The following is a 16826-nucleotide window of genomic DNA, read 5'->3' on the forward strand; positions in this document are numbered from 1 at the left end:
GCGGTTTATCCTCGGATCGCCCAGAAGGCCAGGTTCAGCCCTGGGAACTGGCCGGCGATGTGGAACGCAAACCCGCCGGAGTTGCTCAACTGTTGCCAGTGATCGCTGCCCCGGTCGAGTTCGTAGTAAGTGGAGCCGGCGTGGTACGGCAGCTGCCGCGGCGCCACTGGCAACGGCAGCAGGCCGATGCCCGGCAGTTGCAGGTTGACCAGGTCGCGGATGTGCTCCACCGAACCGACCTTGCTCTGCTGGCCGAAGCGGCCGCGCAGGGTCTCGGCCGGCACGTCGGCGCGCACCACCAGGATGAAACTGGCACTGTCGAGCAGGGTCTTGTCGGCCAGCATCGCCACGTGGATGCCGTAGGCTTTCTCGACAATCGGAATCGGTGTCGCCTTGCTGTCGATCAGCATCGACAAGGCTTCGCGCAGGGCCTGCATCACAGGCGTGTAGCTGAGCGTCAGGTCATCGTGCTGGTAAGGCGGGTATTGCTGCGGTCGTCGCCCGGACGCGGTGAACGTGGAGAACTCCCCGGCCAGGCTCACCAGCTCGCTGTAGAAACGCTCGGGATGCAGCGGGCTCAACTGGCTCAGGTGCTGGATCAGCGGCTGGGCGCGGTTGACCAGTTGCAACAGCATGAAATCGGCAATTTCCGAGGCGCCACCGGCGCCGGACGCCACCACCCGCCCGGCCAGGGCTTCGCCGCGTTGATGCAGCAGGCCCAGCAGTTCACTGCGGAACGCCGCCAGCGGTTTGGAGGCGATCACATCCAGCAGCGGCGGGATGTAGGCGTCGTCGAGCACCAATGCACGGTCGGCGCGTTTTTCCTTGATGCGCACCACGCCGATGGCGGCGTAGTCGCCGATGCCATCCTGCTCGGTCAGCAACCGCAGCGCCCGCGAGCCGAGGGCCACCGGTGCGCGATTCTCGAACGGTGCGTTGTCGTCGCGCACTTCGCACACTTGGCTCACATAACGCGCAGCGCCGAGGTCTTCACCTTCGTCCACGGTGTCCCGGGCGCCGGCGCGCTTGAGCGGCAGGGCCAGGTACACCAGGCCATCGCGCAGGTTGTCGTCGACGTTCAATGGGATCGGCGCCAGGTCGTCCTGGGGAATGTTGAAGGGCGTACCGTCCGGCAGCAGGCCGCGCGCCGAGATGATTGCCAGCTTGCCCTGGGCCAGCAGGCCCTGGTCGATCAGCAATTCGGAAAAACCCCAGGCGCCGGCCGACAACGGGCGGCTGCGTGCGTCGATGAGGTTTTCCAGGTAACGGTCATGCTGTTGGAAGTGCTGCGTTCCAATGAACATGCCTTCCGACCAGACCACGCGATTGTTCCAAGACATGGGGGCTCCGATTGCCTATTGGGCAGGGCTGGATGGGGGGACGACGACGGCGCTGCGCACGGCGCGCACATCGAGGCTGATCTGGTATTCGGTGTATTCGCGCGCCGGGACATTCATCACCGTGCGCCACAGCGACTGGTCCAGTTCGCGATAGCCCACGAGTATTCCGATGTGCCGCGTGGCCGGGTCGAGGTCGCGTTGCAGGCTCAGTTGCTGGCCGGGCTGGATCAGCACTTCGTCCTGGTCGATGAGGTCGGCGCCCAGCGTGGCCTGGGCCCGTTCGGCCAGGGCGAAATAATCGGAACGGCCAAAGGTGGCGGCATTTTTCAGTTCGAAAATGCGCACCCTGACCGGGGCCGGCTGGCCGGTGGCGCCGGGGTTGAGGCCGGCAATGGCGTGAAAGTGCAGCTCGATGGCGGCGGTGTCGGCCTCAGCTTCTTCGGGCTGGGGGTTGGCCGCATCCTTGGCGCACGCCGTCAGCAGAAGCACGGTAGCGACTGCGAGTAAAAACCTGGGAATCATCCTGCGTCCTCAATGACGTTTGAGCTATCCGTTGTGTGCCGATCAATCTTGTTATGGGACGGCGCCGCTCAGCGGCGTCGCTGTCGCGTACTGTGTTCTTCGTAGGCGCGGCTGAACTCGCGACCGAACAGGTCCTGGAAATCCTCCTGGGCTTCCCGGGAAATGTTGCTGTAGAGCTCGGTGAACTGCTGCCAGTACTGGGCCTGTCGCGAGCCACTGAAAATACCCGAGAGCCCACCGGGCTTGGCCATGCGTTCTTCCAGTTGCGCCGGCTCGAAGCGCCCCAGCAAGTGCTTGATGGCCGCTTCCACACCGGCCATCACCGCCAGTTGGTGGGCCCGCAAGTCATCGAAACTGTCACGCACCGCCGCGTCCGGGGCCATGAACGCCTGGTTGCCGTGGCGCAACAGCAACAGCAAGGCTTCATCCACATTGGGGGCAAATTTCAGCGGGTTGTTTTCCACCGGCTGGATCATCGTCTGCTGGATACGGAACTCACCCTTGAGGCTGCTGCGGGCGCGCAAGACATCGATCAGGCCTTCGACCATCAACCGATAACTGCGCCCGATGCTTTCCATCTGTGCTTCGGCGTTGGCCTTGTCCAGGCGCAACTGGTCCAGCCCGGCACCGCGCAGGAACGCTTGCAGCAAGTCGGGTTGATTGGCCTCGACCGGGACGACTGGAGCAACTGGAGCAACTGGAGCAACTGGAGCTGCGACCGGGGGCTCGACGCGGGTGACCGACGCTTCAGGCACGGCTGCCGGCGGCGGTGCAATGATTTCAGCAAAGATGTCGGCGAGCGGAGCCTGCGGGGCAGGCGTCGCGACCGGCTCAACCACTGGCGGTAGCGGCACAGGCGGCGGGGCCACGGGCAGCGGGGCAACCGCCACTGGTGCGGGTTTGTCGCTGAACGGGTCCCAGTCGTCCGGAATCACCGAGGCAGACGGCGGCATCACCGGCTCCACCACGGGCGGCGGGCTCGGCCGGGGAATCGGTGTCGGCGGGCGGAAATCGTGTTGCTCGGCCGGCACATGGTCGGGCTGGGTGGCGGGCGGGACACTGCTCGGGCTCAAGAAATCGAACAGGTCCGGCAGGGTGTCCATGGCCGACCCACCCTGGAAATGCGCAGGCGACGTCATTTGAATCGGCGATGGCGCATGCATCGGCGACGGTGTATGCACCGCTGCACCCTGGCGCCCCATCAAGGCCTCGAAACTGCTGGGCGATTCGGCAAACGGGTTGCTGTCGGTGACCGGCAGGCTGAAATCGACGCGCGCCTGGATTTCATAATCACCGATGCGGATCACTTCGCCATCTTGCAGGGGTTCGCTGTTGCCCTTGCGCAGGCGAACACCGGCCTTGACCAATTCCACACCATTAGTGCTGTTATCGGTTAAGTAATAACGCCCTTCTTTGTATTGGATAACGCAATGTTTGCCGGAAACCAGACGCTCAGGGTCCGGCAATACCCAGTCATTATCGGAATTACGGCCAATTGCCATCACCCCCTGATCCATGGACTTTTCAGAACACTGGCCTGGGGTAATCTTGTGATAACTAGTGATAGTCAAACACAGCGGCATCTTGCCTCCTTGCTAATACATCGCGCGCGGGCGGGTGAAGTGAGGATTGATGCCCTGACTACCCACCAACAACCTTGCCAACCACCGCGAAACGGCTTTTTGCCAGCATGATTGCTGATCATAACCGGCTTGCGTGACAAAAACCCCACGTCAGTTGCCGCTTCGACCGATGGGTCGAGCAGGCTGTTAAGCGCATCACAACTGTTACAGAGGGGCTACACTGGTGAAATAGCTTACCTTGACAAGCGATAAGTACTACACCAAAAATGCACAACTTCTTGAATATAGATGATGGCACTTTAAAATCACTTAAGGTTTAAAAGGCCATTACCGTCAAGGAACATGTGAGTTTCATCCGAAACTTGCGTGTGAACTGCCCGACTTCTTCAGCGGGTGATAGGGAGATCGATCCAAGTGGATGTGCCTTTGTTGCTCGCCGCCGTTTCCGCGACTTCGCCGTGCGGTGAAGATTTGGAATATGACGCGGATTTCTTGCGCCTGGAACGCGACTCCCGGGGTCAGCCCGAGCGCAGCATGGGCGATTCGATCCTGCCTGCCGAGCCTCCTGAATGGCGCAGCATCCAGCAGCAGAGCCTGGACTTGCTGCAACGCAGCAAAGACCTGCGCATCACCCATTTCCTGTTGCAAAGCTCCCTGGCCCTCGAAGGCCTGCCGGGCATGGCCCGTGTGCTGACGCTGATCAGCGAACTGCTCAAGCAATACTGGGCCGAGCTGCATCCGCGCCTGGACGCCGATGACGACAACGACCCCACCGTACGCATCAATGCCCTCGCCGGCCTGACGTCCGATATCACCATTCGCCTGCTGCGCGAGAGCATCCTGGCCCGTTCGCGGACCTTCGGTGCCGTCAGCCTGCGCGCCGCCGCCAACGCCAGCGGCCTGCAAAGTTTCCCGGATGAAAACCTCGGCGCCGAACAGCTCGCCGGGGCCCTGCTCGACAGCGACCCCGAGCAGTTGGAAATCACCCGCGCCGCCCTGCTCGAAGCCCGCAGCGCCGCCGAAGCCATCGAACAACAGGTCAGCGACCAGGTCGGTTCCGCCCAGGGCGTGGACCTTGGCCCTCTGAAGCAACCGCTGAAGATGGCCCTGCAGATTCTCGGCCAGTTCGCCCCGCAGAGCGGCGACAGCGCCTTGTCCGATCCGGTCAGCGACGACAGCGCCGCGCCAACTGAATATGCCAGCGCGCCAAGTACACCGCGCAACACCAGCACGAGCACCGTCAGCGGCGAAATCAACAACCGCGACGACGTGCTGCGCAGCCTGGACCGGATTCTCGCTTACTACACCCGTCATGAGCCCTCCAGCCCGCTGCCGGTGCTGTTGAACCGGGCCAAGAATCTGGTGCACGCCGACTTCGCGGCCATCGTGCGCAACCTGATTCCCGACGGCATGAGTCAATTTGAAAACCTGCGCGGCCCAGACAGCGAATAAAAAGCGAACGGATCACGCAGTCACGTCACCGGTACCCCCGATGACGCCAACACCGTCGCTCAAGCGACCAGGAGCAGCAACGTGGCGAAGCAAAGTTCTCAGAAATTCATCGCGCGCAACCGCGCGCCTCGAGTGCAGATCGAGTACGACGTCGAGCTCTACGGCGCCGAGAAAAAGGTCCAGTTGCCCTTCGTCATGGGCGTGATGGCCGACCTCGCCGGCAAGCCCGCCGAGCCTCTGGCAGCGGTGGCTGATCGCAAGTTCCTCGAGATCGACGTCGATAACTTCGACTCGCGCCTCAAGGCCATGCAGCCGCGCGTGGCGTTCCATGTGCCTAACGAATTGACCGGCGAAGGCAACCTGAGCCTGGACCTGACGTTCGAAAGCATGGACGACTTCAGCCCGGCGGCCGTGGCCCGCAAGGTCGACTCGCTGAACAAGCTGCTCGAAGCGCGCACCCAGTTGGCCAACCTGCTGACCTACATGGACGGCAAGACCGGTGCCGAAGAAATCATCATGAAGGCGATCAAGGACCCAGCGCTGTTGCAGGCCCTGGCGAGCGCGCCGAAGCCAGCACAGGACCAATGATCATGACTGACAATACAGCTCGCGAAGGCGTGCAAAACCTGGGCGCAACCGAAGAAACCAGCGAGTTCGCGTCCCTGCTGCTGCAAGAATTCAAACCCAAGACCGAGCGCGCCCGCGAAGCCGTCGAAACGGCCGTGCGCACCCTGGCCGAGCAGGCCCTGGCGCAGACCGACCTGGTGTCCAACGACGCCATCAAGTCGATCGAATCGATCATCGCCGCCATCGACGCCAAGCTCACCGCCCAGGTCAACCAGGTTATCCACCACCCCGACTTCCAGCAACTGGAAAGCGCCTGGCGTGGCCTGCACTACCTGGTCAACAACACCGAGTCCGATGAGCAGCTCAAGATCCGCGTGCTCAACATCTCCAAGACCGACCTGCACAAGACCCTCAAGAAATTCAAGGGCACCGCGTGGGACCAGAGCCCGATCTTCAAGAAGATGTACGAAGAAGAATACGGCCAGTTCGGCGGCGAGCCTTACGGCTGCCTGGTAGGCGACTACTACTTCGACCAGTCGCCACCGGATGTCGAGCTGCTGGGCGAACTGTCGAAAGTCTGCGCGGCCATGCACTCCCCGTTCATCGCTGCGGCATCGCCGACCGTGATGGGCATGGGCTCGTGGCAGGAACTGTCGAACCCGCGCGACCTGACCAAGATCTTCACCACCCCGGAATACGCCGGCTGGCGTTCGTTGCGTGAATCGGAAGACTCGCGCTACATCGGCCTGACCATGCCACGCTTCCTGGCGCGCCTGCCGTACGGCGCCAAGACCGACCCGGTGGAAGCCTTCGCCTTCGAAGAAAACACCGACGGCGCCGACAGCTCCAAGTACACCTGGGCCAACGCCGCTTACGCGATGGCGGTGAACATCAACCGTTCGTTCAAACACTTCGGCTGGTGCTCGCGCATCCGTGGCGTGGAGTCCGGCGGTGAAGTGGAAAACCTGCCAGCCCACACCTTCCCGACCGACGACGGTGGCGTGGACATGAAGTGCCCGACCGAAATCGCCATCTCGGACCGCCGTGAAGCGGAACTGGCGAAGAACGGTTTCATGCCGCTGCTGCACAAGAAAAACACCGACTTCGCCGCGTTCATCGGCGCCCAGTCGTTGCAGAAACCGGCCGAATACGACGACCCGGACGCCACCGCCAACGCCAACCTGGCCGCGCGCCTGCCGTACCTGTTCGCCACTTGCCGTTTCGCCCATTACCTCAAGTGCATCGTGCGCGACAAGATCGGTTCCTTCAAAGAGAAGGACGAGATGCAGCGCTGGTTGCAGGACTGGATCCTCAACTACGTCGACGGTGACCCGGCGCACTCCACCGAGACCACCAAGGCCCAGCACCCGCTGGCTGCAGCCGAAGTAATCGTTGAAGAAGTCGAAGGCAACCCGGGGTACTACAACTCCAAGTTCTACCTGCGCCCGCACTACCAGCTCGAAGGGCTGACCGTGTCGCTGCGCCTGGTATCGAAACTGCCGTCGGCCAAGGGCGCGTAAAAAGATTTACTGAACGGTGCAAGGCCAATGTGGGAGCGAGCTTGCTCGCGATGGCGGTGGATCAGTTGTCATGCGTATGTCTGACACTGCGCTATCGCGAGCAAGCTCGCTCCCACAGGCGATCTTCAGTGGGTTGGAGATCATCGGGTCCGTTCGGCACACGTAATTTCGCAAGGTCAGCGTCAACCAAACAATGTGGTAGAGACCACACAGGGAGAAAACATGGCTGTTGATATTTTCATCAAGATTGGCGACATCAAGGGCGAGTCCATGGACAAGGCCCACAAGGACGAGATCGATGTCCTGAACTGGAGCTGGGGCATGTCCCAGTCCGGCAACATGCACGTGGGCAGCGGCGGTGGTGCGGGCAAGGTCAACGTCCAGGACCTGTCCCTGACCAAGTACGTCGACAAGGCGTCGCCGAACCTGATGATGCACTGCGCCAGCGGCAAGCACATCGACAAGGTCAAGCTGACCGTGCGCAAGGCCGGCGGTGAAAGCCAGGTCGAGTACATGATCATCAACCTGGAAGAAGTGCTGGTTACGTCCCTGAGCACCGGCGGCTCGGGCGGCGATGATCGCCTGACCGAAAACGTCACCCTGAACTTCGCCAAGGTGCTGGTGGACTACCAGCCACAGAAAGCCGACGGCACCAAGGAAGGCGGTCCGGTCAAGTTCGGCTGGAACATCCGTCAGAACGTCAAGGTGTAATCGAACACGCCCCCGGTGCCAGGCGCCGGGGGTGTTTGGTGCTTGCTCGAATCCAATTCTTTCCCACGTGGTATCTGAGTCATGGCCAAGCCTTCGTTTGTCAATTTGTGGAACAGCTATCCGCCCTACCCCTCCGCCAGCCCGGCTTGCGACGGTCCCTATATCAACCAGTGCGCCATTCGTATGAGCATCGCCTTGTGCGGGGAAAAGACCTTTCCGGTCAACACTTCGACTTATACGCTGGATCCCAAATGCGCCCATGGACATGCCCGCGGCGCGGAGTCATTGGCCAACTGGCTATGGAAGAAGAACCGCCTCGGCCCGCCGAAGGTCTACACCACCAGCGTGGCAGACCGCACAACACTGATGGGCAAGACCGGAATCATCTTCTTCAAGGACTGCTACCAACAGAATAGCGACACTGCCGGCCGACCTACTGGCGATCACATCGACCTGTGGAACCGTGGCCTGACCAAGAGCGGTGATCTGTTCTCAAGATCCAAGGCCATCTGGTTCTGGGAGCTTTCGTGATGCGCAGCCCTTGGTTTCTTTCGGCGCTGGCGGCAAGCCTCGTCAGTCTAAGCGCGTGCGCCGGGCAGGAAACAGTCGCTCCAGCAGCCCCAACCCAAGCAGTTTTCGTCGGACATCCGGTGAGCCTGATCGACGTTCAAGGTCGCTGTACGCTCGTAAAACCTGACCAGAGCCACCTGGCGCTCGATATGGAGTGGCCTTGCCAGTTCAGCCTGGGTCCGGACAAGCAACTGCGTGTGGAGACTTTCAACCAAGTGCCGATCTTCTTGGTCGAACGCAGCGAACACATGCCCGCTCCCAGCCGCGATTGCTTGACCAAAATTCAAGCAGTACGCCTGGTCAAGGAAACATTCGAGGTCTCGGATGTGAGTCAGTTCGCCTCCTGCGGCCCTGGCCAATGGGATCAAAAAATGTATACGGCGCTCTTTCGGTGGTAACCGAAATCGCCACCCGCGATCGCCTGCAACCGTCCCTGCTGGACCGGTTGACCGACGACGATCCGACCAACCCCAAGGAAAGCGCCGACAAGCGCGTGCTCTCCCTGACCCAATTGAAAGCCTCGGTGCTGCGTGACCTGGCGTGGCTGCTCAACACCACGTCATTGCTCAGCGCCGATGCCACGCTGCATACCCCGGCGGGCACGTCGGTGGTGAATTTCGGCCTGCCGGCACTGGCCGGCAACAGCGCGTCGAACGTCGATGTCTCGGCCCTGGAAACCTTGATCCACCAGGCCATTGCCACCTTCGAACCGCGGATCCTGCGTCACACCCTGCGGGTGCGGGCCCGGGCCACGGCCGAGATGAACCACAACGCGTTGAGTTTCGAGATCGAAGGCGATCTCTGGGCCCAGCCGGTGCCGCTGCGCCTGATGCTGCAAACCGACCTGGACCTGGAAACCGGCCATGTGCGCGTGGTCAACGCCGACCAGCGGAGACGCTCATGAACCCACGCCTGCTGGAGCTGTACAACCAGGAACTGCACCACGTGCGCGAAAGCGCGGCGGAGTTCGCCAAGGAATACCCGAAGATCGCCAGTCGGCTGACGTTGTCCGGCATGGACTGCGCCGACCCGTATGTCGAGCGCCTGCTAGAAGGCTTCGCCTACCTGACGGCGCGGGTGCAGCTCAAGCTCGACGCCGAGTACCCGACCTTCACCCACAACCTGCTGGAAATCGCCTACCCGCATTACCTGGCGCCGACGCCGTCGATGACCGTGGTGCAATTGCAGGCCGACCCGGACGAAGGCTCGCTGAGCAGTGGTTTCCCGCTGCCGCGCGATACGGTCCTGCGTGCCGCCCTGGGGCGTGAAACCCAGACCTGCTGCGAGTACCGCACCGCCCACGCGGTGACGTTGTGGCCGTTGCAGGTCAGCCAGGCCGAATACTTCGGCAACCCGTCCGCCGTGCTCGGGCGCCTGGCCGCCAGCGAACCGAAAGCCAAGGCCGGCCTGCGCATCACACTGCGCACCGGCGCCGAGCTGCCGTTCAACAGCCTGGCCCTGGACAACCTGCCGCTGTACTTGAGCGGTGCCGACGAACAGCCTTTCCGCCTCTACGAACAACTGCTGGGCAATGCCTGCGCAGTGTTCGCCCGCAAGCCCGGCGGCGACTGGGTGGAGCGGCTGCCCCAGGATGCGTTGCGCTCGCGCGGCTTCGACGATGCCGACGCCGCGCTGCCGGTGGTGCCGCGGGCCTTCCAGGGCTATCGCCTGTTGCAGGAATACTTCGCCCTGCCCCACCGTTTCCTGTTTGTCGACTTCACCCAGTTGAGCCGCGCGGTCAAGCGTTGCGACGGCCAGGAGCTGGAGCTGATCGTGCTGTTCGACCGTCACGACCCAAGCCTGGAAGGCAGCGTCGGCGCTTCGCAGTTCCTGCCGTTCTGCACCCCGGCCATCAACCTGTTTCCCAAGCGCCTGGACCGCATTCACTTGTCGGATCGGGTCAACGAACACCACGTGATCGCCGACCGTACCCGGCCGATGGATTTCGAAGTGCATTCGCTGAACGGCCTCACCGGCCACGGCACCGGGCCCGAGCAGCCGTTCCTGCCGTTCTACGCCGTGCGCGATCCGTCCCGTTACGGCCGCGACCAGGCCTATTACACCGTGCGCCGCGAACCGCGCGTGCTGTCCAGCGATCAACGACGCAACGGCCCGCGCTCGACCTACATCGGCAGCGAAACCTTCGTCAGCCTGGTGGACAGCCAGCAAGCGCCCTATCGCCACGACCTGCGCCAACTGGGTGTGACGGCGTTGTGCACCAACCGCGACCTGCCGCTGTTCATGAGCGTGGGCAACGGCAAGACCGACTTCACCCTCGCCGACAGTGCTCCGGTGGGCGCCGTGCGCTGCGTGGCCGGGCCCAGTCGCCCACGGGCCAGCCACGCCCACGACGCCAAGGCCTGGCGGCTGATCAGCCAGTTGTCACTGAACTACTTGTCGTTGAGCGAACAAGGCCAAGGCGCGGCCGCCCTGCGTGAACTGCTGCGCCTGTACGGCGACAGCAACGACGCGGCGCTGCAATTGCAGATCGAAGGCCTGCGCGAAGTCAGCAGCAAGGCCTGCACCCGGCGCCTGCCGATGCCCGGCCCGATCGTGTTTGGTCGAGGCCTGGAAATCACCCTGGAATTCGATGAAAACGCGTTTCGCGGCACCGGGGTGTTCCTGCTCGGCGCGGTGTTCGAGCGCTTCCTGGCACGCTATGTGTCGATCAACAGTTTTACCGAGACGGTGATCCGTACCACCGAACGCGGCGAGATCATGCGATGGAAAGCCAAGCCCGGACGTCGTCCGACCCTGTGAGTACCCTGGAGGCGATGCACCAGGAGCCCTGGGAATATGACTTCTTCCAGGCGCTGCGACGCATCGAGTGCGAATCCCCCGAGCTGCCGCGCCTGGGCCATTCCCTGCGCCTGGCCGATGACCCGTTGCGCCTCGGACAACGGGCCGAATGCACCTTCGCCCCGGCCACCCTCGCCTCGGTGCAACCGGGCAGCGACGGTGCGCCGGCACGCCTGGAGCAATTTTTCTTCGGTCTCGGCGGCCCCAACGGCCCGATGCCGCTGCACATCACCGAATACGTGCGCGAACGCCAGCGCAACAACGCCGACAGCACCAGCAAGCGCTTCCTCGATGTGTTCCATCATCGCCTGCTCAGCCTGTTTTATCGGGCCTGGGCCGAAGCGCGGCCGACGGTCAGCCATGATCGCCCGGACGATGACTATTGGTCGGCGCGCCTGGCCGCCCTCAGCGGTCGGGGGATGCCGAGCCTGCTCAACCAGGGGTTGATCCCCGACACGGCGAAGCTGCACTACAGCGGCCACCTGGCGGCGCAAACCCGCTACCCGGACGGTTTGAAGGCGATCCTCAGCGAGTACTTCGGCCTGCCGGTGGAGATCGAAGAATACGTCGGCCAATGGCTGGAACTGCCCGAACGCAGCCGCGTCGGGGTCAGCGCTCATCAATTGGGCGTGGACTTCTGCCTGGGCCGCTTCGTGTGGGATCGCCAGCACAAATTCCGCATTCGCCTGGGGCCACTCAAGCTCGTTGACTACATGGGCATGCTGCCCGGCAGCCAACCGTTCAACGAGCTGGTGGCCTGGGTCGCCGAATACTTGGGCCATGAACTGGACTGGGACCTGAACCTGGTCCTGGAGCAACCCGAAGTTCCGGCACTGCAACTCAATGGGCGTTTCCGCCTGGGTTTCAACACCTGGCTGGGCCGTCCCGAAACAGATGCCAACGATTTAATACTGGCCCGGCATTACGCCGAACAGGCCAACACCTCACAGACCTCAAGGAGCCATGAGCATGGGTGAAATCAGTCGCGCCGCGTTGTTCGGCAAACTCAACAGCGTGGCCTACAAAGCCATTGAAGCCGCCACCGTGTTCTGCAAATTGCGCGGTAACCCTTATGTGGAACTGGCCCACTGGTTTCACCAGTTGCTGCAACTGCAGGACTCGGACCTGCACCGCATCATTCGCCAGTTCAACATCGAGCCGGCGCGCCTGGCCCGCGACCTGACCGAAGCCCTGGACCGCCTGCCACGGGGTTCGACGTCGATCACCGACCTGTCGTCCCACGTGGAAGAAGCCGTGGAACGCGGCTGGGTCTACGGCAGCCTGATGTTCGGCGAAAGCCAGGTGCGCACCGGTTACCTGGTGCTGGGCATTCTCAAGACCCCGAGCCTGCGCCACGCGCTGCTGGGCCTGTCGTCGGAGTTCGACAAGGTCAAGGTCGAAGCCCTGAGCGAACGGTTTGACGAATACGTCGGCGACTCGCCGGAAAACGCCCTGACTGCCAGCGACGGCTTCAATGCCGGTGCCGTGCCGGGCGAAGCCAGCGGCGCCATGGCCCCTAGCGCCATGGGCAAACAGGAAGCCCTCAAGCGCTTTACCGTCGACCTTACCGAGCAGGCCCGCAGCGGCAAGCTCGACCCAATCGTCGGCCGTGACGAAGAGATCCGCCAACTGGTGGACATCCTCATGCGCCGCCGGCAGAACAACCCGATCCTTACCGGTGAAGCCGGCGTGGGCAAGACCGCGGTGGTCGAAGGCTTTGCCCTGCGCATCGTCGCCGGCGACGTGCCGCCGGCCCTCAAGGACGTGGAACTGCGCAGCCTTGACGTTGGCCTGTTGCAGGCCGGCGCGAGCATGAAAGGCGAGTTCGAACAGCGCCTGCGCCAGGTCATCGAAGACGTCCAGGCCTCGCCCAAGCCGATCATCCTGTTCATCGACGAAGCCCACACCCTGGTGGGTGCCGGCGGCGCCGCCGGCACGGGCGACGCGGCCAACCTGCTCAAGCCGGCGTTGGCCCGCGGCACCTTGCGCACCGTGGCCGCCACGACCTGGGCCGAGTACAAGAAGCACATCGAAAAAGACCCGGCCCTGACCCGCCGTTTCCAAGTGGTGCAAGTGGCCGAGCCGTCGGAAGACAAGGCCCTGCTGATGATGCGCGGCGTGGCCTCGACCATGGAAAAACACCACCAGGTGCAGATCCTCGACGAAGCCCTGGAAGCCTCGGTCAAGCTGTCCCACCGCTACATTCCCGCGCGCCAGCTGCCGGACAAGTCCGTGAGCCTGCTGGACACCGCCTGCGCCCGCGTCGCCATCAGCCTGCACGCCGTACCGGCCGAAGTGGACGACAGCCGTCGGCGCATCGAAGCGCTGGAAACCGAGCTGCAAATCATCGCCCGTGAACACGCGATTGGCGTGGTCATCGGCAGCCGCCAGACCCAGAGCGAAAACCTGCTGAGCGCCGAGCGCGAACGCCTGGCCGAGCTGGAAGGCCGTTGGGCCGAAGAGAAAACCCTGGTGGACGAACTGCTCGCCACCCGTGCCACCTTGCGCGAACGCGTTGGCGTGGTGGACAGCGAAGACAACAGCGAAGCTTCTGACAACGAAAGCCACCAACTGCGTGAAAAACTGGTGGACCTGCAACAGCGCCTGACCGCGCTGCAAGGCGAAACCCCGCTGATCCTGCCGACCGTGGATTACCAGGCCGTGGCCTCGGTGGTCGCCGACTGGACCGGTATCCCGGTGGGCCGCATGGCCCGCAACGAACTGGAAACCGTGCTCAACCTAGACCAGCACCTGAAGAAACGCATCATCGGCCAGGACCATGCCTTGCAGATGATCGCCAAGCGCATCCAGACCTCCCGCGCCGGCCTCGACAACCCGAGCAAGCCGATTGGTGTGTTCATGCTCGCCGGCACTTCCGGCGTGGGCAAGACCGAAACCGCCCTGGCCCTGGCCGAAGCCATGTACGGCGGCGAACAGAACGTTATCACCATCAACATGAGCGAGTTCCAGGAAGCCCACACCGTGTCGACCCTCAAGGGCGCGCCACCGGGCTACATCGGCTATGGCGAAGGCGGCGTGCTGACCGAGGCCGTGCGGCGCAAACCGTACAGCGTGGTGTTGCTGGACGAGGTGGAAAAGGCCCACCCGGACGTGCATGAGATCTTCTTCCAGGTGTTCGACAAAGGCGTGATGGAGGACGGCGAAGGCCGGGTGATCGACTTCAAGAACACCTTGATCCTGCTGACCACCAACGCCGGCACCGAGCTGATCGCCCAGGTCTGCAAAGACCCGCAGAACGTGCCCGAGCCGGAAGAAATCGCCAAGGCCCTGCGCCAACCGTTGCTGGAGATTTTTCCGCCGGCCTTGCTCGGCCGCCTGGTGACGATCCCGTACTACCCGCTCAGCGACGAGATGCTCAAGGCCATCACCCGCCTGCAACTCAACCGCATCAAGAAGCGCGTGGAGAGCACCCACAAAGTCGCCTTCGACTACGACGACGCAGTGATCGACCTGATCGTCTCGCGTTGCACCGAAACCGAAAGCGGCGGGCGCATGATCGACACCATCCTGACCAACAGCCTGCTGCCGGACATGAGCCGCGAGTTCCTGACCCGCATGCTCGAAGGCAAGGCTTTGGCCGGGGTGCGGATCAGCGCCGTGGATAACGAATTGCAGTACGATTTCAGCGACGCGGCCTGACCCGAAGGAGCACCGCATAACCCTGTGGGAGCGAGCTTGCTCGCGAATGCAATCTGTCAGTGCCATTGATGTTGCCTGACACACCGCCTTCGCGAGCAAGCTCGCTCCCACAGTGGTATTCGGTTCCGCCAGTTACTACAACCTGCACGAGACCCTCGATGTTATTCAACCAAGCCACCCGCCTGGCCAAGATCACCAGCCCCCTGGGACCTGAGGTACTGCTGCTCAAGGACATGGGCGGCGGCGAAGAACTGGGGCGGCTGTTCAACTATGAGTTGCAGCTGCACTCGCTGGATAACGCCATCGACCTCAATCAGGTGCTCGGCAAGCCCATGTGCGTGAGCCTGCAACTCGATGGCGGTGGCGAGCGTTATTTCCATGGCATCGTGGCCCGTTTCAGCCAGAACGTCGACCAGGGCCAGTTCGCCAGTTACCAGGCCACCCTGCGCCCGTGGTTTTGGCTGCTGACCCGTACCTCCGATTGCCGGATTTTCCAGAACCTCACCATCCCGCAGATCATCAAGCAGGTGTTCCGCGACTTGGGCTTTTCCGATTTCGAAGACGCCCTGAGCCGGCCTTATCGCGAGTGGGAATACTGCGTGCAGTATCGCGAGACCAGCTTCGATTTCGTCAGCCGCTTGATGGAACAAGAAGGCATCTACTACTTCTTCCGCCATGAGCAGGGCCGGCATGTGCTGGTGCTGGCCGATGCCTATGGCGCCCACACCACGGCCCCCGGCTACGGTTCGGTGCCGTACTACCCGAAGAATGAGCAGCAGCGCGAGCGCGACCACATCCACGACTGGCACCTGGCCCAGGAAGTCCAGCCGGGTTCGCTTGAGCTCAACGACTACGATTTCCAGCGCCCCAGCGCACGCATCGACGTGCGCTCGGCCATGCCACGCCCGCACACGGCCGGCGACTATCCCCTGTACGACTACCCTGGCACCTACGTGCAGAGCCAGGACGGCGAACACTACGCCCGCACCCGCATCGAAGCCTTGCAGACCCAGCACGAACAGGTCGAGCTGGCCGGTAACGCTCGGGGCCTGGGCTCGGGGCATCTGTTCAGCCTCACCGGCTTCACCCGCCAGGACCAGAACCGCGAATACCTGATCGTCGGCGCCCGCTACTACATTTCCCAGGAAAGCGGCGAAACCGGCGGTGGGGCGCCTTCGGCGCAGTTCGAAAGCAGCCTGACCTGTATCGACGCCCAGCAAAGCTATCGACCACTGCCCATCACCCATCGCCCTATCGTCAAGGGCCCGCAGACTGCCTTAGTGGTGGGTCCCAAGGGCGAGGAAATCTGGACTGATCAGTTCGGCCGGGTGAAGGTGCACTTCTATTGGGATCGGCACGACCAGTCCAACGAAAACAGCTCGTGCTGGATTCGCGTGTCGCAGGCATGGGCCGGGAAAAACTGGGGCTCGATGCAGATCCCGCGCATTGGCCAGGAAGTGATCGTCAGTTTCCTCGAAGGCGACCCGGATCGGCCGATCATCACCGGCCGCGTCTACAACGCCGAACAGACCGTGCCCTATGACTTGCCCGCCAATGCCACCCAGAGCGGGATGAAAAGCCGTTCGAGCAAGGGCGGCACGCCGGCGAATTTCAACGAAATCCGCATGGAAGACAAGAAAGGCGCCGAGCAGCTGTACATCCATGCCGAACGTAACCAGGACATCGTGGTCGAGGTGGATGAAAGCCACTCGGTGGGCCATGACCGCAACAAGAGCATCGGCCACAACGAGACGGTGACCATCGGCAACAACCGCCTGCGCATCGTCAAGCAGGAGGACATCCTCTCCGTCGGCCAGCGCAAGACCGACAGCATCAGCCAGAGCTACGTGATTGAAGTGGGCGAAAACCTGCGCCTGGTGTGCGGCGAAAGCATCCTGGAGCTCAACGCCAGCGGCCAGATCAACCTGACCGGCGTACAGATCAGCTTCTACGCCAGCGGCGATGCCGAGTTCAACACCGGCGGCGTGCTGCACCTGAACAACGGCGGCGGCCCGGGTGCCACGCCGGACGGCCAGGGCGTCAAGGGCAGCATCGATGCCAACATCCAAGCCGCGTTCCCTGCACCCAAGGGCTAACCTCGA

The 16826-nt window shown here is 62.8% G+C and carries 14 protein-coding genes; 11 read left to right on the plus strand and 3 right to left on the minus strand.

Features of this window, described 5'->3' with window-relative positions:
- Positions 1 to 5 precede the first annotated feature (5 nt).
- From tssK to tagH, 3 genes are all read right to left on the minus strand, one after another.
- Positions 6 to 1340: a type VI secretion system baseplate subunit TssK gene (gene tssK / locus HU749_RS00280; protein WP_079303072.1), complete on the minus strand. Its 1335-nt coding sequence runs from the start codon at positions 1338 to 1340 to the stop codon at positions 6 to 8.
- A 15-nt stretch (positions 1341 to 1355) separates the two neighbouring features.
- The gene (tssJ, locus tag HU749_RS00285) at positions 1356 to 1862 is read right to left on the minus strand and encodes a type VI secretion system lipoprotein TssJ (RefSeq protein ID WP_014340883.1); all 507 of its coding nucleotides are present in this window, start codon (positions 1860 to 1862) and stop codon (positions 1356 to 1358) included.
- 68 nt (positions 1863 to 1930) lie between these two features.
- Positions 1931 to 3445 (minus strand): type VI secretion system-associated FHA domain protein TagH, encoded by a 1515-nt coding sequence (gene tagH, locus HU749_RS00290; protein ID WP_186649395.1) that lies wholly within the window; start codon positions 3443 to 3445, stop codon positions 1931 to 1933.
- 414 nt (positions 3446 to 3859) lie between these two features.
- Between tagH and tssA the strand changes: the two genes are divergently transcribed.
- From tssA to HU749_RS00345, 11 genes are all read left to right on the plus strand, one after another.
- Positions 3860 to 4897, plus strand: coding sequence for a type VI secretion system protein TssA (gene tssA / locus HU749_RS00295; protein WP_014340885.1), 1038 nt, complete (start codon positions 3860 to 3862; stop codon positions 4895 to 4897).
- An 81-nt stretch (positions 4898 to 4978) separates the two neighbouring features.
- Positions 4979 to 5485 (plus strand): type VI secretion system contractile sheath small subunit, encoded by a 507-nt coding sequence (tssB, locus tag HU749_RS00300; RefSeq protein WP_003206923.1) that lies wholly within the window; start codon positions 4979 to 4981, stop codon positions 5483 to 5485.
- Between the two features lie 2 nt (positions 5486 to 5487).
- Complete coding sequence (gene tssC / locus HU749_RS00305; protein WP_003206925.1) at positions 5488 to 6984, plus strand: type VI secretion system contractile sheath large subunit; 1497 nt, start codon at positions 5488 to 5490, stop codon at positions 6982 to 6984.
- A gap of 222 nt (positions 6985 to 7206) precedes the next feature.
- On the plus strand, positions 7207 to 7695 hold the full coding sequence (locus HU749_RS00310) for an Hcp family type VI secretion system effector (protein ID WP_003206927.1): 489 nt from the start codon (positions 7207 to 7209) through the stop codon (positions 7693 to 7695).
- An 81-nt stretch (positions 7696 to 7776) separates the two neighbouring features.
- The gene (locus HU749_RS00315) at positions 7777 to 8226 is read left to right on the plus strand and encodes a type VI secretion system amidase effector protein Tae4 (protein WP_046064492.1); all 450 of its coding nucleotides are present in this window, start codon (positions 7777 to 7779) and stop codon (positions 8224 to 8226) included.
- A complete protein-coding gene (locus HU749_RS00320) occupies positions 8226 to 8663 on the plus strand; it encodes a hypothetical protein (protein WP_041476204.1) in 438 nt (145 codons plus the stop codon). Before HU749_RS00315 ends, HU749_RS00320 begins: the two co-directional genes overlap by 1 nt.
- Positions 8657 to 9169, plus strand: a complete 513-nt coding sequence (gene tssE / locus HU749_RS00325; RefSeq protein ID WP_003206934.1) for a type VI secretion system baseplate subunit TssE — start codon at positions 8657 to 8659, stop codon at positions 9167 to 9169. Before HU749_RS00320 ends, tssE begins: the two co-directional genes overlap by 7 nt.
- On the plus strand, positions 9166 to 11025 hold the full coding sequence (gene tssF, locus HU749_RS00330; RefSeq protein ID WP_046064494.1) for a type VI secretion system baseplate subunit TssF: 1860 nt from the start codon (positions 9166 to 9168) through the stop codon (positions 11023 to 11025). The genes tssE and tssF overlap by 4 nt, the downstream gene beginning before the upstream one ends.
- Positions 10989 to 12041 (plus strand): type VI secretion system baseplate subunit TssG, encoded by a 1053-nt coding sequence (gene tssG, locus HU749_RS00335; protein ID WP_186649398.1) that lies wholly within the window; start codon positions 10989 to 10991, stop codon positions 12039 to 12041. Before tssF ends, tssG begins: the two co-directional genes overlap by 37 nt.
- Positions 12034 to 14724: a type VI secretion system ATPase TssH gene (tssH, locus tag HU749_RS00340; protein ID WP_186649399.1), complete on the plus strand. Its 2691-nt coding sequence runs from the start codon at positions 12034 to 12036 to the stop codon at positions 14722 to 14724. Before tssG ends, tssH begins: the two co-directional genes overlap by 8 nt.
- Positions 14725 to 14882: 158 nt before the next feature.
- On the plus strand, positions 14883 to 16820 hold the full coding sequence (locus HU749_RS00345) for a type VI secretion system Vgr family protein (RefSeq protein ID WP_046064496.1): 1938 nt from the start codon (positions 14883 to 14885) through the stop codon (positions 16818 to 16820).
- Positions 16821 to 16826: the final 6 nt, after the last annotated feature.

Source organism: Pseudomonas ogarae (assembly GCF_014268695.2).
Classification (GTDB): domain Bacteria; phylum Pseudomonadota; class Gammaproteobacteria; order Pseudomonadales; family Pseudomonadaceae; genus Aquipseudomonas; species Aquipseudomonas kilonensis.

Bases quoted from the DNA above. Each gene is read 5' to 3' on its own strand.
- tssK (WP_079303072.1), bottom strand. From the start codon at position 1,340: ATGTCTTGGAACAATCGCGTGGTCTGGTCGGAAGGCATGTTCATTGGA.
- tssJ (WP_014340883.1), bottom strand. From the start codon at position 1,862: ATGATTCCCAGGTTTTTACTCGCAGTCGCTACCGTGCTTCTGCTGACG.
- tagH (WP_186649395.1), bottom strand. From the start codon at position 3,445: ATGCCGCTGTGTTTGACTATCACTAGTTATCACAAGATTACCCCAGGC.
- tssC (WP_003206925.1), top strand. From the start codon at position 5,488: ATGACTGACAATACAGCTCGCGAAGGCGTGCAAAACCTGGGCGCAACC.
- HU749_RS00310 (WP_003206927.1), top strand. From the start codon at position 7,207: ATGGCTGTTGATATTTTCATCAAGATTGGCGACATCAAGGGCGAGTCC.
- HU749_RS00315 (WP_046064492.1), top strand. From the start codon at position 7,777: ATGGCCAAGCCTTCGTTTGTCAATTTGTGGAACAGCTATCCGCCCTAC.
- HU749_RS00320 (WP_041476204.1), top strand. From the start codon at position 8,226: ATGCGCAGCCCTTGGTTTCTTTCGGCGCTGGCGGCAAGCCTCGTCAGT.
- tssF (WP_046064494.1), top strand. From the start codon at position 9,166: ATGAACCCACGCCTGCTGGAGCTGTACAACCAGGAACTGCACCACGTG.
- tssG (WP_186649398.1), top strand. From the start codon at position 10,989: ATGGAAAGCCAAGCCCGGACGTCGTCCGACCCTGTGAGTACCCTGGAG.
- tssH (WP_186649399.1), top strand. From the start codon at position 12,034: ATGGGTGAAATCAGTCGCGCCGCGTTGTTCGGCAAACTCAACAGCGTG.
- HU749_RS00345 (WP_046064496.1), top strand. From the start codon at position 14,883: ATGTTATTCAACCAAGCCACCCGCCTGGCCAAGATCACCAGCCCCCTG.